Origin of the sequence: Pseudomonas sp. CCNWLW23, assembly GCF_037095675.1 — a bacterium.
In the GTDB taxonomy this organism is placed as follows: Bacteria; Pseudomonadota; Gammaproteobacteria; order Pseudomonadales; family Pseudomonadaceae; genus Aquipseudomonas; species Aquipseudomonas atacamensis.
In genome coordinates this window covers 158,988-174,987 of the sequence record NZ_JBAWKM010000014.1, presented here as the reverse complement: position 1 = coordinate 174,987, position 16,000 = coordinate 158,988, and the positions used below count along the sequence as shown (strand labels likewise).

Genomic DNA, 16,000 nt, shown 5'->3' with positions numbered 1-16,000 from the left:
GACGCTGGCTGGAAACTGTTGCCGGGGATACAGCCTTTCGGCGGTGACCTGATCGTACCGGGCAGTGGTGTCAGCCTTGCCGAAGGGACGCTCTTTCCGGTTGGCGCCACCTTGAATTACGACCTGCCGATTCAAGCCGCCACACTGGCTGCGGGCACGGTGTTGCCGGTTCAGAGCACTTTGGCCGCACCTTACGTGTTACAGGGTGGAACGGTACTTGCCGGCGATGTGCATGATGCGGCGGGTAACCTGATGTATGCCGCCGGTACGTTGCTCGACAACGCTGTGACCCTGCCGACCGGCAGTCGTTTGGGTGCAGGTATCCGCTTGAACAACGCCACCGCACTGCAGGCCCTGCTCTGGCCCAAAGGCGTGCCGCTGCCGGGTGCGGTTGATGCCGACAATAAAACGGTGGGTGTTGTGTTGAACGGAACGTTGGCGCTGTTGCGGGGTTCGCTGATCCCCTCCATGACCAACGTGAAGCTCGCCGATGGCACGGTATTCCTCGACCTGCGTCCTGCCAATGGAAACCAGCAAGGTCGTAACTGGGCGATCGCCAGCATGCTGCCGGCGGGCAGTGCGTCGTGGTCGATGCGCATGGTGGCAGGGGCCGATCTGACCGCGGCCGACAGCCGTAGCGTGAAACCTCAGGCCAGCGTTGGCAACTTGCAGATGGCCGACACTCACTATGGTGTGAGCATGATCGAGGTGGCCGGCAAACTGGTCTGGGCGGTGGATAACGAGTATGGCTTTACACCGTACGAACCGGTTCCCGAGGAATACCTTGTGCTCTGTGATATCGCTCCCGGTTCTTGCGCGCCCATGGCGCGCAGTGTGTGGGCGCCTGGCAACTGGATGGGCATGCCGGATTACACACCGATGAACGATGACGAATTGTTCTGGTGCTCCATCGACCCGGCACTGTGTATTGAAAACAATCCAAGCAAGAGCGCCCAGGCCCACACGCAGATGTTCAGCGTTTTGCGTACTGGCACCGGCGACCTGGACTTGATGGCGGCCGGTAACCTGAGCATGGCTTCACCTTTCGGCGTCTACACCGCCGGCACCCAATCGGCAGACGTCGATGCGCGTTATAACCAGCCCCGCGGAAGGCTGTCGGCTGATGGCTCGGTATTGGGCAGCGCTGGCAGCGATTACGAAAAATGGGTCGATGGCGGCAGTGCCAGCCTCTATCAGGCCTGGTATCCGCAGATGGGCGGTAACCTGACGCTCAATGCCGGCGGGTCTGTGTCGGGTGACGTGCTTGGCCGTCGCTCGGTCGCCACGGGCGACGGTACGCGGGAGCAGGTGCCGAGTGTGGCGGTGGGCAATTGGCTCTGGCGCCAGGGCACCGGCAACAACGATGTACCGACTGCCTGGTGGATCAATTTCGGCAGCTACGCTGCGCAGCCATTGCCAGCGCTGGGCGAGGAAACCAGACCTTATCTGGTGGGCTTTACCGGGTTCGGTACGCTGGGCGGCGGCAACATCAGTCTGAGCGCCGGCGGGGATGCTGGCATGCTCAAGGCCATGGGCGACGACAGGTATGCGTCGTACCCTCGCAGTCAGGGGTTGATCGTGGCTGTCGGCAGTACGGGCCGCGTGGACAGTGACGGGAACCTGCAACTGACCGGTGGCGGAGACCTGGATATTCGTCTGGGCGGTGTCCTTAATCCGTCTCTGCAGGCACGTGCCGGCCTGGCGGGTACCGGCACGCCGACGCACGACTTGCAGGGCGCGCTCATCAACCTGCGCGGTGCGGCGCAACTGACGGGCGCCGCGTTGGGCGGTGTCAATCTGCAGTACGGCGCCTCGGCGCTGTTTCATGACCCACGGGAAACGCGCGCCTTCGACCCGTTCAACTCGACGGCCAGTAATGCCAGTGGTGGGCTGGTGCTGATTCCCGGTGACTCCGGCATGCGCCTCAACACCCGCGGCGATCTGGTGTTGGGTGGCGCCGCCGATCCGGGCCGCGTGAGGTTGCAGAACTCCACACCGTTTACCACGGCGGATGGCATTTACCATGCCGGTGGCGGTTTGAGTGGTTTCTCGCTGTGGACCGATCACACGGCCATCGATTTGTTCTCGGCCGGCGGCAACCTGACGCCCAGCACCCAGTTGATGGAAACCACCGGGCAGGACCCCGTCGCCGGGCTTAACGGGTCACCGACCGATGACCGCTTCGTCTTTCCTTCGATATTGCGTGCCGTGGCCGGGCAGGGCTCGATTTATGCGGGACCATCAGCGGCCTACGGCATAGGCAACCCGGCGCCGGCTCTGGCCTGGTCATTGCTGTTGGCACCTTCCAGCGCGGGGCAGCTTGAACTGATCGCTGGGGATTCGATCTATGCCGGCGGCTACGCCATCAACCAGTCAGGGGCCAGCCCAGCGGCGCTCTCCACACCGTTTGCACCCGCGTTCAATGGCTACGGCAACAACCAGTCCGCTCGGCCGATCACGACCAACGCCGGCAGCGATGGTGTGCTGGCGCAAACCAATTCGCGCTATCCACTGTTTGCCTTTGGTCCCGATAGCTACTCGGGGTTGAGCAGTGTTCAGGGGCCGGCGCGCTTCTATGCACTGACCGGTGACCTGGTAGGAATTCGCACGGGCGAAACGCTGGCGTTCGCGACCACGAAGCGCACCTGGTATGAATCGGCAGGCCCGGTGTGGATGGTGGCGGGGCGTGACATCGTGGCGTCCGGTACCAATTTGGGGCAACCCACGTTTGCGCCCGTTGGGGGCATGAGTCGCAATAACGAACAGATCGCGTCTACCGGCAATCTGTTCGTGCATAACGATGCGCGCGACATTTCGCGGGTTTCGGCCGGGCGAGACATTCTCTACAGCAGCTTCGACATTGCCGGCCCGGGTGTTCTGGACGTCAATGCCGGGCGCAATATCCTGATGGAAGATCGCGCCAGCATCACCAGCCTCGGCCCTGTCGTGGCAGGTGATCAGCGCCCCGGTGCGAGCATCGTGATGCAAGCGGGTGCGGGCGCGCAGGGGCCGGATTACTCACAGTTCATTGCGCGTTATCTGAACCCGCGAAACGTAGCGGATTCAGCGGTGGCCCTCAGCGCGCAGCCGGGCAAAGTGGTCAAGACCTACGTCGAAGAACTGCGGAGTTGGCTGGGCTTGGGTTATGGCTTCAAGGGTAGCGACGAACAGGCGCAAGCCTTCTTCGCCGCACTGCCGAGTATCGAGCAGGCGATCTTCGCCCGCCAGGTGTACTTCGCCGAACTGCGTGCCGGCGGCCTGGAATACACCGATGCCGACGGCCCGCGCACTGGCAGTTACCTGCGCGGTCGCAACGCCATTGCGGCACTGTTCCCGACCACTGATGTCGCCGGCAATCCGATCCGTTACGACGGCGATATCACGATGTACGGTGGCGCCGGGGTCAAGACGCTGTTTGGCGGCGATATCCAGATGCTCACACCGGGCGGTGGTCAGGTGTTCGGCATCGAAGGCGCGGCGCCGCCGTCGACGGCGGGGATCATCACTCAGGGTTCGGGCGACATCCAGCTGTACTCGCAAGGCAGCATTCTGCTCGGCCAGAGCCGGATCATGACCACCTTCGGCGGCTCGATTCTCGGCTGGTCCGCCGAGGGCGATATCAACGCCGGTCGCGGCTCGAAAACCACCGTGGTCTACACGCCGCCAAAACGTGTCTACGACAACTGGGGCAACGTCACGCTGTCGCCATCGGTGCCGAGTACCGGCGCCGGTATCGCCACGCTCAACCCGATCGCCGAAGTGGCGCCGGGCAACATCGACCTGATTGCGCCACTGGGCACCATCGATGCCGGCGAGGCGGGGATTCGCGTGTCGGGCAACGTCAACATCGCCGCGCTGACGGTGGTCAACGCCGCGAACATTTCGGTGCAGGGCAAAGCAACCGGCGTGCCGGTGGTGTCGGCGGTGAATACCGGCGCAATCACCTCGGCCAGTTCGGCGGCATCCTCCGCGACCCAAGCGGCGGAAGACGTCGCCCGGCAGCAACAGGCAGCGGCGCGGCAGAACCAGGCCTCGGTGTTCACCGTGCAGGTACTCAGCTTCGGCAACGAGCAACTGGCACCGTCGCGCGATGGTGCCAGTCGCACGCCGGCGACCGGTTACAACCCGGACAGCCCGGTGCAGGTGCTCGGCGCCGGGGCATTGGATGAACAGGCGAAGCAACAGCTGACCGAGGAGGAGCGTGGGCAGCTGACGTTGTAAAAGACTCTCGTGCAGTACGTTTGGGCGGCCGGTTGGCCGCCTTTGTTTAGAGTGAAGGGGTTAGGGGATATTTTTGTCGAGCGTGAAGCACCCTGAGTATGTCGATCTCCCCATTCACCCGATAAACCAGCAGATAGTTCGGATGAATCACCATTTCGCGAGTGCCAGACACCCGACCGGATCGATAGCCATGGGGTATGGAAGAAAGTTTCTGCGCTGCGGCAACGGCTTTACGTTGAAAGGAAACCGAAGCAACGGAGTTGTGCTGATCGATGTAATCAATGATGTCAGCCAGTTGACGAATAGCCTTGTAGCTCCATTTAACCCGCAGCGCGGCGCTTCCTGCGGTTTTCTTCATTCATCTGATCGAGCAACACCATTGCTTCGGCATGGGGAATGCCAGGGTGCGGATCATCAAGTGCTTCCTGGACCTGCGCACGAAACCAAAGGTCGTATTCCGCAGCCTCTTCTTCGGTTTCGAAGTCTGAAACGATAAGTGAAAGTTCAGCGCTCATCATGACCTCCATGATCAATGTGAAGCAGTCTAAGGGGGATGTGGCTCGTTGTCGTCACTGGCGGGACGAGGAAGACATCATCCGCAAACAGACGATGCAAATCTGTCAGACGCTTCGCTTGTGATGCACGTGAAGTCGATCAGCTGTGTAGTTCAATTCTGTAGGAAATCAGCTTTTGGTCATCGGGCTGACAGCCGCCGCTCAAAGCCGCGGCCACAGCCACGCTGCACTCAGTTACCGTCTGCAACCTTACGCTCGATCTCATCGACTTTGCGCTGTAGCTCTTCAGCTTCCTGCTCTTTGACCCGAGTGGAAGACGGCGTGATGACTTTGTCTACGCCCTCGGTGGTGTTGTCGCGGTCTTGCAGGTCGCGCTCGACCACGTTCACCGGTTTGCCGCTGGCATCGGTGGGCGGGGCGTTGGGGGTTTTGTCGTCGTTGGGGTTCATGGCGCTGGCCTCCTTTGGGTGTACACATTGGAGACAGCGCGGCGGCAGACGTTCGAATTTTTTCAGCGCCAGCGCCCTCTCCCGCAGGAGAGGGCGCAGCGGTTGTTTCAGTCCTTGAGAATGTCGCGATCCTTGGTTTCCGGCAGGAAGAACGTGCCGAGTATCGCCGTCGCCACTGCAATCACGATCGGGTACCAGAGCCCGTAGTAGATGTCACCGGTGGCGGCGACCATGGCGAACGCCACGGTCGGCAGGAAGCCGCCGAACCAACCGTTACCGATGTGGTAGGGCAGCGACATCGAGGTGTAGCGGATCCGCGTCGGGAACAGTTCGACCAGCCACGCGGCGATCGGGCCATAAACCATGGTCACGTAGATCACCAGCACGGTCAGCAGGAGCAGCATCATTGGGTAATTGATTTTCGCCGGATCGGCTTTTTCTGGGTAACCGGCGTCCTTCAACGCCGCGCCGAGGTTGGCGGTGAAGGCGTCGTTGCGGGCCTTGAAGTCGGCGGCGGTGAGGGCGCTGCCTTCGAAGCTCTCGACAACGCGGTCACCGATGCGCACCTGCGCGACGGTGTTCGGTTCGGCGGCAACGTTCTCATAAGGGATCGCGCGTTTCGCCAGCAACGTTTTCGCCAAGTCACAGGAACTGGTGAATCTGGCCTTGCCCACCGGATCGAACTGGAACGAGCACTGATCAGGATTGGCGATCACCTTGACCGGATTTTTTTCCTGGGCGACGAACACGTCCGGATTGCCGTACTGGGTCAGCGCAGTAAAGATCGGGAAGTAGGTCAGCGCCGCTAGGATGCAGCCGGCCATGATGATCGGCTTGCGCCCGATGCGATCGGACAGGCTGCCGAAAATCACGAAGAACGGTGTGCCGATCAGTAGCGATCCGGCGATCAGCAGGTTGGCGGTCTGCGCGTCGATCTTCAGTGTTTGCAACAGGAAGAACAGCGCATAGAACTGCCCGGTGTACCAGACCACTGCTTGCCCGGCGGTGCCGCCGAGCAGCGACATGATCACCACTTTGAGATTGTCCCAGCGCGCAAAGGATTCAGTCAGCGGCGCTTTCGAGGCCTTGCCTTCGTCCTTCATTTTCTGAAATACCGGCGACTCGCTCAGTTGCAGGCGAATGTACACCGACACGGCCAGCAGAATGATCGACAGCAGAAACGGAATCCGCCAGCCCCACGCTTCGAACGCCTCGTTACCCAGCGCCGTGCGACAGGCGAGAATCACCAGCAACGACATGAACAGACCGAGGGTGGCGGTGGTTTGAATCCACGAAGTGAAAAAGCCACGCCGGTTGCGTGGTGCGTGCTCCGCTACGTAGGTTGCCGCGCCGCCGTATTCACCACCCAGCGCCAGACCTTGGAGCAGACGCAGGGTGATCAGAATCACCGGGGCAGCGACGCCGATAGTGGCGTAGCCCGGCAGCAAACCGACGATTGCCGTCGACACGCCCATGATCACGATGGTGATCAGAAACGTGTGCTTGCGCCCGATCATGTCACCCAGGCGCCCGAAGACGATGGCGCCGAACGGCCGCACCGCAAACCCGGCGGCAAAGGCCAGCAGGGCAAAGATGAACGCGGTGGTTTCGTTGACGCCGGCGAAGAAGTGCTTGGCGATGATCGCCGCCAGTGAGCCGTAGAGGTAAAAGTCGTACCACTCGAAAACCGTGCCCAGCGAGGAGGCGAAGATGACCTTGCGCTCCTCCTTGGTGATGCCGCCGCTGCGCGGTGGCGTGCCGGTGGATGCTGTGTCGATTGTGGCCATGGGTGTTCTCCGTCGTGCTTATTGTTGTAGGCCGGAGTCCCCCGTTACTGCCTGTCGCACTCTGGCCCGTCGGCATCTGTCGCCATCGCTGTCGCGTGAAGCTTGCACAGTCTGACCGCCTCGCAGGGCTGCAAGGTTTCCTGAAGCATAATCAGCTTTTGCCAGATATCCACTTGGCCTACGCTTTGACCCAACGCTGCCGGCTCCAGGCGCTCAACCAATCGACCAGAAACACCAGCAACAGCATCGCCAGAATCACCGTACTGGCCTGGGCTTCCTGGAACAGGCTGAGGCTGACATACAGCATCTGGCCCAGGCCGCCGGCGCCGACGAAACCGAGCACGCTGGCCATGCGGATGTTGTTTTCCCAGCGATACAGGCAGTAGGCGAGCAGTTGCGGGGCGAGGTTAGGCAGGGTGCCGTAGCAAAAAGCGAGGATCGGATTGCCGCCCTGCAAGCGAATCGCTTCGGCGGGTTGCGGCGGGGTGTTTTCCAGCGCTTCGGCGAACAGCCGACCGAGTACGCCGGTGGTGTGCAGAGCGAGGGCGAGGGTGCCGGCGTTCGGTCCGAGACCGGCGGCAAGCACCATCAGCGCCGCCCAGACCAGCTCTGGAATCGCCCGCAAGCCGTTGAGCAGCAGGCGCGCCGCACTTTGCAGCGGCCAGCCGAAACGCCCGGCGGCGGGCAGCGCGAGAACAATGCCGAACAGCGCCGCGAGCAGGGTGCCGAGGCCTGACATAGCGAGAGTTTCCAGCGAACCGTGAGCGATAGCTTTCAGATACCCGGCGCTCAAGTCGGGACTGAGAAAACGCTGCACATAACTGCCCATCTGCTTGAGGCTGTTGGCGCTGCCGAGTTCGGCAAGATCCAGTTCCAGATAGGCAAAAGAGGCGACCACCGCGACCGCAATGGCGGCGAGCAGCAGCAGGTTGATCAAGCGCCTCATGTCAGCCTCCAGCGCAGCAAGCGGCTGAGTTGATCGGCGCACAGCACCAGCAGCAGGAACGTCAGCAACATGCTGGCGACTTCACCGCCGGCGAACATGCGGATCGACAGGTCGATCTGTTGCCCCAGACCACCGGCACCGACAAAGCCCATCACCACCGAGGCACGGATCGCGCACTCCCAGCGGTAGACGGTGTAGGAGAGCAATTCGGCGGCGACATTCGGCAGCGTGCCGTAAGCAAACGCCGCCAGTCGACCGCTGCCGGCCTGCAACAATGCGTGCGCCGGGCGCTGGTCGGTGGATTCGAAAATTTCTGCGTAGACTTTGCCGAGCATGCCGCTGTAGGTGATGGCGATGGCCAGCACGCCCGCCGCCGGCCCGAGGCCGACCGCGCGCACGAACAACAGCGCCCAGACGATTTCCGGCACGCTGCGCAAAAAGATCAGCAATCCGCGTACCGGCCAGCGCAGCAAGCGCCCGGGCAGGCTCGGCACGCCGCCCCGCGAAGCGGCAGAAAGCGACAGCGCGCGACTGGCGATCAGGCTTGCCGGCACCGCCAGCAGCAAGGCCAGGGCCATACCCGCTGTGGCAATCGCCAAGGTTTGCAGGGTGGCTTTGAGCAGCAGTTGCAGGAACGCCTGATCGTGCGCCGGTGGCCAGAATGCCGAAACAAAACGGCCCATTTCGTTCTGGCTATCGGCCTGAAACAGCACGCCCAGGTCCAGTTCGCTGAGCTGAATGCCCGGCCACAGCAGGGCCAGCGCCAGCAATGTCAGCAACAGTCGCGGCCACGCCGCCGGGTCCCGTGAATCGGCCTTCAGCATCGCGGAATCTGCACAATCAAAGGTGCGACCGCTGGCGCTGGCGATTGCAGTTGTTCATTGGCGTACAGCGCATCGAGCTTGTCGCGACTGACTTGATCGGATGGGCAATCGAAAAGAATCTGCCCGTCGCGCAGGCCGATGATCCGTGGAAAGTGCGCCAGCGCCAGATCCACCGCGTGCAGGCTCGCCACCAGCGTGACGTTGTGCTCGCGAGCATGGCGCGACAGGATCGACAGCGTGTGGCCGGCAAGCACCGGGTCCATGGCCGATACAGGTTCGTCGGCAAGCAATATTTCCGGCGCCTGATACAGCACTCGCGCAATGCCGACGCGTTGCAATTGCCCGCCGGACAATTGCTGGCAATGGGCGAACAGTTTGTCGCCCAAGTCCAGCCGCGCCAACGCCGCGCGAGCGCCCGCCACATCCAGTGGATGCAGCAGGTTCAGCAGACTTTTGCCCAGACTCCACTGACCGAGCTTGCCGGCCAGCACCGCCGTAATCACCCGCTGACGCGGCGGAATCGGCGGCGCTTGATGCACCAGGCCGATGCGCGCACGCAGGCGCTGACGCTGGTGAGCCGACAAGTGCCAGGCGCGTTCGCCGAGCACTTCGATGTCGCCACTGCTGAGCTTGAGCGCGGTGGCCAGCAGATTGAGCAGGCTCGACTTGCCCGCGCCGGACGGGCCGATGATCGCGACCTGTTCGCCGGCACCAATCTGCACGTCGATGTTACGAAGGGCATCGACGCCATTGGCATGGCGCAGGCTGCCCTGGGTGAGGCGTAGGGTCATTTCAGCAGTTCGGCGGCGCGGGCGGCTTCCTCGATGCCCTTGTAGTTCTCGGGCTTGGTCTCGATGAAGCGACTGGCGGCCTGCAGATCGAGGATCTTCTTCTGCTCAGGATTGGCCGGGTCGAGGTCGAGGAAGGCTTTCTTGATTTTCGCGGCCAGCTTAGGATCAAGGGTGCCGCGCACGGTCCAGTTGTAATCGAAGTAGGTCGGCGTGGTGGCAAAGACCTTGACCTTGCTGGTGTCGACCTTGCCGGCGTCGACCAGTTTCTGCCAGACGCTGGCGTTCAATACACCAGCGTCGACCTTGCCGGCCTGCACCCAGGCAACGGTGGCGTCATGCGCGCCGGAGTAGGCGACGCGGCTGAAGAAGCCCTCAGGTTTGATGCCGTCGTTTTTCAGCATGAAGTAACGCGGCATCAGGCTGCCCGAGGTGGACGACACCGAACCGAAGGCGAAGGTTTTGCCCTTGAGGTCGGCGAGGCTTTTCACGTTCGGGTCGGCGGTGATGAATTTGCTGGTGAACTGCGCGTCCTGCTCGCGCTGCACCAGCGGGATCACTGGCGTGGTGGCGTCGGTCTTCAAACGTGCCTGCACAAAAGTGAAACCGCCGAGCCAAGCCATGTCGAGGCGATCGGTGGCCAGCGCTTCAACCACGGCCGGGTAGTCAGCGACAGGCACAAACTGCACCTTCATGCCCAACTGCTGCTCAAGATAGGCGCCCAGCGGTTCGAACTTGCGCAGCAGCTCGGTCGGGGCTTCGTCGGGAATCGCGCTGACGCGCAACACATCAGCGGCTTGCGTCATCAGGGCAGAAAAGGACAGCGCCAGACCGGCGGTGAGGGCGAGGGTACGCTTGAACATAGAATTCTCCGTTTCGTAAGCGTCAACATTCGAAGGGCCACCGGTAGTCAACGGCGCGCCACGTCAGGGTAGACGAAACGGCGAGGTTATACGCATTCGCGAGGAGATTGGCCAGCCTCCGTGCCGGCGCGGTGTGTCTGTTTGTGTACGGTTGTAATCAAGCCGCCTCGGGCAGTTTGGCAATCACCTTGATCTCGAAATCGAAACCTGCCAGCCAAGTCACGCCGACAGCGGTGATGGTCGGAAACGGCGCTTCGCCCCAAAACTCCGGTACCACAGTCCAGATCGTTTCGAACGTCGAGTGCGGATCGACCATGAACACGGTGACATCCACCGCATCATCGAAGCTGCAACCGGCCGCAGCGAGGATCGCGTTGAGGTTGTGGAAGGCGGTGCGCACCTGATCGCGCAGATCGGCCTCGGGCGAGCCATCCTCACGGCTGCCGACTTGTCCGGAGACAAACAGGAAACCGTTGGAGCGAATCGCCGGAGAGTAACGGTGACGCTCATACAAGGCATGGCGGGCGGGTGGGAAAACTACATCGCGCTTGGACATGGGGCTGACTCCATCAGTGGGTTGATGGAAACGACTTTAAGTATTTGCAGTGCGCGGATAAACGCGCAAGCTTGGCGTTCACTGTTTGCAAATCCCAAACAATCGAGGGGCGCGGATGGACCGGTTCGATGCGATGCAGGCCTTTGCCCGGGTGGTCGAGGCGGGCAGTTTCACCAAGGCTGCCGAAACCCTGCACATGAGCAAGACCACGGTGACGCAACTGGTGCAGCAATTGGAGGCGCGGTTGCGGGTCAAGTTGCTCAACCGCACCACACGCAAAGTCAACGTTACCGCCGACGGTGCGGCGTATTACGAGCGGGTGATCAAGCTGTTGGCCGACATGGACGACGCCGAAACCAGCCTGCCCGGTGCCGCCGCACGGCCGCGCGGGCGTTTGCGCATCGACGTGCCCAGCCCGTTCGCGCGGCACATTCTGGTGCCAGCCTTGCCGGATTTTCACGCGCGCTACCCGGACATCCAGATCGACATGGGCGTCAGCGATCGCATCGTCGACATCATCGATGAGAACGTCGATTGCGTGGTGCGCGGCGGCGAGCTGCTCGATCAATCGCTGAGGGCGCGCAAGCTCGCCGATCTGCCCTTGGGTGTTTTCGCCGCGCCGGCTTATCTGGCCCGAGAAGGGACGCCCGAGCACCCGTTGGAACTGCAAGACTCCCATCACCGCGTCGTCGCTTTTCTCTGGGCTCGCACTGGTAAACCTCTTCCTTACACCTTGCACAACGGTTCCGAGCGCCTGCAGATCAAGGGCCAGCATGTGCTAGCGGTGGATGACGGCAATGCTTATCTAGCGGCGGGGCTGGCGGGCATGGGGGTGCTGTGGTTGCCGACGTATATGGCCGATGCGCATGTCGCGCGCGGAGAGCTCGTGCCGTTGTTTGAGGGCTGGCGCCTGGAAAGCATGCCGCTTTACGTTGCGTATCCGCCGAACCGGCATGTCAGCTTGAAATTGCGGGTGTTTATCGACTGGATTGTGGCGTTAATGGCGTAGGGCTCTGGTGCGCTTATTGCTTTACGTGAAGGCGGGTCGTCAGAAAAACAACCAACCCGGCGACCCGAACGTGCTCGTGATGAGAGGTGCACGTTCGACCCAAGGAGCTATGCGCGTAATGAATATGTACATCGATATCGTCGGCGCCTGCAATCTGAGCTGCCCGTCATGCCCGATGGGTAATTCGGAAAATGCCAATTTCAAGAAAGCCATGCAGCTCGAGATGTTCACGCAGATTGTCGATAAGGCACGGCGTGAAGGGGTCAAGGCGATCTTTTTGTACAACTGGACCGAGCCGTTGATTCACCCGCGCATCGGTGAGTTCGTCGAAATCATTAACGCTGCAGGTCTGCAAAGCGGCATCAGCTCCAACTTGAACTTGGCCAAGAACATTGAAAGCGCGATGCTCGCCAATCCCTGGTTCTTCCGTGTCTCCCTGTCCGGGTTCCACCAGGACACCTACCGCCAAGGCCATGTCGGCGGCGACATCGAAGTGGTCAAGCAGAACATGATCAAGCTGCATGACCTCAAGCAGCGTCACGGCCTGAATACCCTTATCGAGGTCTATTACCACCGCTATCTGGATAACCTCGAAGAAGAGGGGCTGATGCGCGGGTTCAGCGAGCGCCTGGGTTTCAATTTCTCCACCGGCTACTCAGTGATGATGCCGCTGGAAAAAACCTTCGCCATCGTCGAAGACGATGCCTCGGTCACCGACACGGACCGGGAAACCCTCAAGCGCCTGGCGTTGCCACCGTATGCAGACCTGGTCAATCTGGTCAAGCAATACCCCAAACAGGCGTGCACTCTGAAAGATGATTGGCTGGTACTCGATTGCAATGGCAATACCGTGCTGTGCTGCACGATTTTCAATCAGTCTGAATACAGCGTCGGCAAGTATCTGGACATGCCGGTGCAGGAATTGATGAGTCGCAAATCCACGCAAAAGAACTGCGTGGACTTGTGCAACCGCTGCGCGAAGAACGGTCTGCACATCTACTCCGCATCGCCCAACAAGGGGCCGCTGGAAAGTCACGCGGTCAATCGCATCATCGACTTTCAACGACGCACGATTCTCGAACAGCCGATTGATAGCGAACTTCTGGGCCGTACAGGTGAAGTCAGCGCCGAGCATTTCGATGAGGCTCAATATCTGCGACTCAACGCCGACGTAAAGACGGCAATCGCCACAGGCGCCTTCTCCAGTGGCTATCAACACTACGTCCTGTTTGGGCGCCTCGAAGGGCGGCTCGGGGCGGGGTTGAACACGGTCGTTTGACAGATCCGGGGCGACGGCCATGGGTTGTTTGGTGGTGTGGCCCGATGACGTGATTGACTCTTTACCGGTTCCGGCCAACTATCGGCGCACAACAATGTGACCGATGGATTGAAACTTGACCGAACGACGCCAATTCAGCGGAGGCATGAAGGGGAAAAACCTCCGCTATCTGAATGAGCAAAGCGATAACGCGCAGTTGACGCGCACCGGTTTTCTGCTGCTCGAACACTTTTCGCTACCGGCCTTTACGCAGACGCTGGACGCCGTGGTGACCACTAATCTGTTGCGCCCGGGGCTGTTTACCTCGCGCACCTTCGGTCTGGGTGAGGGCGAGGTCATCAGCGACCTGGGGTTGGTGATCCGCCCCGATGCGCGCCTGGACTCAGCAGCGCTCGAGGAATTGGATCTGCTGGTGGTCTGCGGCGGTTATCGCACCGAGTTGCGAGCGAGCGATGGGTTTGTGCATTTGCTCAAACTGGCGGCGGAGCGGGGCGTCAGTCTGGCCGGGTTGTGGAACGGTTCGTGGTTTCTCGGCCGCGCCGGGTTGCTCGACGGCTACCGTTGCGCGATTCACCCGGAACATCGCCCGGCACTGACCGAAATCGCCAAGAGCACCCACGTCAGTAGCGAACCCTTTGTGATCGACCGCGACCGGCTCACCGCGTCGAGCCCGTCGGGGGCTTTCCACATGGCGCTGGACTGGATCAAAAGCCTGCACGGCAAGGCGCTGGTCGAGGGTGTCGAGGACATTCTGGCGTTCGAGGAATCGCGCTACAGGCGCATCAAACCGGATGAAAACATCTGCGTCAGCGCGCCGTTGCGGGAAGTGATCAAGCTGATGGACGCCAACCTCGAAGAACCGCTGGAGCTGGAACAACTGGCGGTCTACGCCGGCCGCTCACGGCGCCAGCTCGAGCGCTTGTTCAAGGAACAACTGGGCACCACGCCGCAGCGCTATTACCTGGAACTGCGCATCACCGAAGCACGGCGCCTGCTGCAACACACCGAGCTGTCGCAGGTGGAAGTGCTGGTGGCTTGCGGTTTTGTCTCGCCGAGCCATTTCAGCAAGTGCTACAGCTCGTACTTCGGTTATCGGCCTTCGAAGGAAAAACGGCTGGTTAAATAGATCGACCGGTGCAATCCCCAAAAACCCTCACCCCAGCCCTCTCCCAGAGGGAGAGGGAGCCGACCGAGGTATCTTGCGCTGTACATCGACCTGAAAGATGGACGTCGACTTTGGATTCAATACAGCGCTTTCAGGTCGGCGTAAATCTCGAATATCCCCCAATCAGTTCCCTCTCCCTCCGGGAGAGGGCTAGGGTGAGGGGTATTGAGGGCGGGTCTGTCAGAGACGATCAGCATCGATTACAGCTTGCGCAAACGCCGCCGGGCTTTCCTGCGGCAAATTGTGCCCAATCCCACCCTCAATCAATCTGAATTGATATTTGCCGGTAAAACGCTTGGCATAGTCCTCAGGCTTGGGATGTGGCGCTCCATTGGCATCGCCTTCCAGGGTAATCGTCGGCACGCTGATCGACGGGGCAGTCGCAAGCTTCTCTTCCAGCGCGGCATATTTCGCCTCGCCCTGCACCAGGCCCAGCCGCCAGCGGTAGTTGAACACGGTGATCTCGACGTGATCGGGGTTCTGCAACGCTTGGGCGCTGCGCTCGAAAGTGGCTTCGTCGAACTTCCACTGCGGCGAAGCCAGCTGCCAGATCAGTTTGGCGAAGTCGTGGGTGTTCTTTTCATAGCCGGCGCGGCCGCGTTCGGTGGCGAAGTAGAACTGGTACCACCACTGCAATTCGGCTTTCGGCGGCAGTGGATTCTGCCCGGCGGCCTGGTTGCCGATCAGATAGCCGCTGACCGCCACCAGCGCCTTGACGCGCTCTTGCCACAGCGCTGCGACGATGCCCGCTGAACGCGCGCCCCAGTCGTAGCCGCCAAGCACTGCTTGCTTGATCTTTAGCGCATCCATGAAGTCGATGATGTCGCTGGCCAATGCCGCCGGTTGGCCGTTGCGTAGAGTGGCTTTGGACAGGAACTGCGTATCGCCATAACCCCGTGCATAGGGCATCAGCACGCGGTAACCCTTGGCCGCGAGCAGTGGTGCGACTTCGTCATAGCTGTGAATGTCGTAGGGCCAGCCGTGCAGCAGGATCACCACCGGGCCATCGGCAGGACCGGTTTCGGCGTAGGCCACATCGAGCAAGCCTGCCTTGATGTGCTTCAGCGGGCCGAAAGGAGAGGGCGCTGAATAGCTGACGGCGGCCAGTTCAGTGGTTTGCGCCTGAGCGCTGCCGACGGCGCCGAGCAGTGACAGCGCCAAGACCGACAAACCGAGTGCGGCTTTGATTTTAGAGGTATGCAGAGCCTGTTTCATGCTGACGTCTCCTTTGCGAGCCTGTGGCCAAGGGGCTGGATGAACCCTTGAAACCCTGGGTGCATTGAAGCGTGGCGAGGTATCTGCTCTGTGCCGCCAGAGAGCGTTTTTGCATTGGGTTGTGTAGCAGCGGGGCGCGTAAACAGTGTGATACATGGCGATGAAACGGTGAGTTTTCGCGCGAAAATAATAAGTGGCTGTTTTAAAACAAAAAATATTTCATCTCGGGCTTCCCAAACGAAATGAATGTTGTTAAATTGCGCCCCGTTCTCACAGCGATCCTCACGGAGCCGCTGACCAGAGCTACAGGGGCGTCGCCAAGCGGTAAGGCAGCAGGTTTTGATCCTGCCATGCGTTGGTTCGAATCCAGCCGCCCCTGCCAT

14 protein-coding genes and 1 tRNA gene are annotated in these 16,000 nt (G+C 61.0%); 5 read left to right on the top strand and 10 right to left on the bottom strand.

Annotation, left to right across the window (positions count from 1 at the left end; all coding sequences use genetic code 11):
- The coding region (locus tag V8J63_RS18630) for a filamentous haemagglutinin family protein (RefSeq protein ID WP_336464472.1) at positions 1–4,221 on the top strand (4,221 nt) is incomplete at its 5' end.
- A 46-nt stretch (positions 4,222–4,267) separates the two neighbouring features.
- Here the strand turns inward: V8J63_RS18630 and V8J63_RS18625 are convergent.
- The 9 genes from V8J63_RS18625 to V8J63_RS18585 all read right to left on the bottom strand — a co-directional run bounded on the left by V8J63_RS18625 (position 4,268) and on the right by V8J63_RS18585 (position 10,949).
- Positions 4,268–4,579 (bottom strand): type II toxin-antitoxin system RelE/ParE family toxin, encoded by a 312-nt coding sequence (locus tag V8J63_RS18625; protein ID WP_130886950.1) that lies wholly within the window; start codon positions 4,577–4,579, stop codon positions 4,268–4,270.
- Complete coding sequence (relB, locus tag V8J63_RS18620; protein WP_016774959.1) at positions 4,542–4,736, bottom strand: type II toxin-antitoxin system RelB family antitoxin; 195 nt, start codon at positions 4,734–4,736, stop codon at positions 4,542–4,544. Before relB ends, V8J63_RS18625 begins: the two co-directional genes overlap by 38 nt.
- A gap of 230 nt (positions 4,737–4,966) precedes the next feature.
- The gene (locus tag V8J63_RS18615) at positions 4,967–5,185 is read right to left on the bottom strand and encodes a hypothetical protein (RefSeq protein ID WP_024013150.1); all 219 of its coding nucleotides are present in this window, start codon (positions 5,183–5,185) and stop codon (positions 4,967–4,969) included.
- A gap of 107 nt (positions 5,186–5,292) precedes the next feature.
- Entirely contained in the window at positions 5,293–6,972 is a 1,680-nt protein-coding gene (locus V8J63_RS18610; protein WP_038861763.1) for an MFS transporter, read from the bottom strand.
- A 178-nt stretch (positions 6,973–7,150) separates the two neighbouring features.
- On the bottom strand, positions 7,151–7,918 hold the full coding sequence (gene phnE, locus V8J63_RS18605; RefSeq protein ID WP_130901569.1) for a phosphonate ABC transporter, permease protein PhnE: 768 nt from the start codon (positions 7,916–7,918) through the stop codon (positions 7,151–7,153).
- Complete coding sequence (locus V8J63_RS18600; protein ID WP_024013147.1) at positions 7,915–8,742, bottom strand: PhnE/PtxC family ABC transporter permease; 828 nt, start codon at positions 8,740–8,742, stop codon at positions 7,915–7,917. The genes phnE and V8J63_RS18600 overlap by 4 nt, the downstream gene beginning before the upstream one ends.
- Entirely contained in the window at positions 8,736–9,533 is a 798-nt protein-coding gene (locus V8J63_RS18595) for a phosphonate ABC transporter ATP-binding protein (protein ID WP_125927553.1), read from the bottom strand. Before V8J63_RS18595 ends, V8J63_RS18600 begins: the two co-directional genes overlap by 7 nt.
- Positions 9,530–10,393 (bottom strand): putative selenate ABC transporter substrate-binding protein, encoded by an 864-nt coding sequence (locus tag V8J63_RS18590; RefSeq protein ID WP_125927554.1) that lies wholly within the window; start codon positions 10,391–10,393, stop codon positions 9,530–9,532. The genes V8J63_RS18595 and V8J63_RS18590 overlap by 4 nt, the downstream gene beginning before the upstream one ends.
- Positions 10,394–10,550: 157 nt before the next feature.
- A complete protein-coding gene (locus V8J63_RS18585; RefSeq protein ID WP_041480136.1) occupies positions 10,551–10,949 on the bottom strand; it encodes a RidA family protein in 399 nt (132 codons plus the stop codon).
- 115 nt (positions 10,950–11,064) lie between these two features.
- Between V8J63_RS18585 and V8J63_RS18580 the strand changes: the two genes are divergently transcribed.
- From V8J63_RS18580 to V8J63_RS18570, 3 genes are all read left to right on the top strand, one after another.
- On the top strand, positions 11,065–11,958 hold the full coding sequence (locus tag V8J63_RS18580; protein ID WP_336464471.1) for a LysR substrate-binding domain-containing protein: 894 nt from the start codon (positions 11,065–11,067) through the stop codon (positions 11,956–11,958).
- A gap of 118 nt (positions 11,959–12,076) precedes the next feature.
- The gene (locus V8J63_RS18575) at positions 12,077–13,237 is read left to right on the top strand and encodes a radical SAM protein (RefSeq protein WP_336464470.1); all 1,161 of its coding nucleotides are present in this window, start codon (positions 12,077–12,079) and stop codon (positions 13,235–13,237) included.
- 115 nt (positions 13,238–13,352) lie between these two features.
- Positions 13,353–14,363: a GlxA family transcriptional regulator gene (locus tag V8J63_RS18570; protein WP_177421646.1), complete on the top strand. Its 1,011-nt coding sequence runs from the start codon at positions 13,353–13,355 to the stop codon at positions 14,361–14,363.
- A 219-nt stretch (positions 14,364–14,582) separates the two neighbouring features.
- Here V8J63_RS18570 and V8J63_RS18565 read toward each other — a convergent pair whose 3' ends face one another.
- A complete protein-coding gene (locus V8J63_RS18565) occupies positions 14,583–15,617 on the bottom strand; it encodes an alpha/beta fold hydrolase (RefSeq protein ID WP_336464469.1) in 1,035 nt (344 codons plus the stop codon).
- 307 nt (positions 15,618–15,924) lie between these two features.
- Here V8J63_RS18565 and V8J63_RS18560 point away from each other — a divergent pair.
- Positions 15,925–15,999, top strand: a tRNA-Gln gene (locus V8J63_RS18560).
- The last annotated feature ends 1 nt before the right edge of the window (position 16,000 follow it).

What these genes read in the sequence shown, in the direction of transcription:
- V8J63_RS18625 (WP_130886950.1), bottom strand. Translation starts at nt 4,579, where the DNA reads ATGAAGAAAACCGCAGGAAGCGCCGCGCTGCGGGTTAAATGGAGCTAC.
- V8J63_RS18610 (WP_038861763.1), bottom strand. Translation starts at nt 6,972, where the DNA reads ATGGCCACAATCGACACAGCATCCACCGGCACGCCACCGCGCAGCGGC.
- relB (WP_016774959.1), bottom strand. Translation starts at nt 4,736, where the DNA reads ATGAGCGCTGAACTTTCACTTATCGTTTCAGACTTCGAAACCGAAGAA.
- V8J63_RS18585 (WP_041480136.1), bottom strand. Translation starts at nt 10,949, where the DNA reads ATGTCCAAGCGCGATGTAGTTTTCCCACCCGCCCGCCATGCCTTGTAT.
- V8J63_RS18590 (WP_125927554.1), bottom strand. Translation starts at nt 10,393, where the DNA reads ATGTTCAAGCGTACCCTCGCCCTCACCGCCGGTCTGGCGCTGTCCTTT.
- V8J63_RS18615 (WP_024013150.1), bottom strand. Translation starts at nt 5,185, where the DNA reads ATGAACCCCAACGACGACAAAACCCCCAACGCCCCGCCCACCGATGCC.
- V8J63_RS18565 (WP_336464469.1), bottom strand. Translation starts at nt 15,617, where the DNA reads ATGAAACAGGCTCTGCATACCTCTAAAATCAAAGCCGCACTCGGTTTG.
- phnE (WP_130901569.1), bottom strand. Translation starts at nt 7,918, where the DNA reads ATGAGGCGCTTGATCAACCTGCTGCTGCTCGCCGCCATTGCGGTCGCG.
- V8J63_RS18600 (WP_024013147.1), bottom strand. Translation starts at nt 8,742, where the DNA reads ATGCTGAAGGCCGATTCACGGGACCCGGCGGCGTGGCCGCGACTGTTG.
- V8J63_RS18580 (WP_336464471.1), top strand. Translation starts at nt 11,065, where the DNA reads ATGGACCGGTTCGATGCGATGCAGGCCTTTGCCCGGGTGGTCGAGGCG.
- V8J63_RS18595 (WP_125927553.1), bottom strand. Translation starts at nt 9,533, where the DNA reads ATGACCCTACGCCTCACCCAGGGCAGCCTGCGCCATGCCAATGGCGTC.
- V8J63_RS18575 (WP_336464470.1), top strand. Translation starts at nt 12,077, where the DNA reads ATGAATATGTACATCGATATCGTCGGCGCCTGCAATCTGAGCTGCCCG.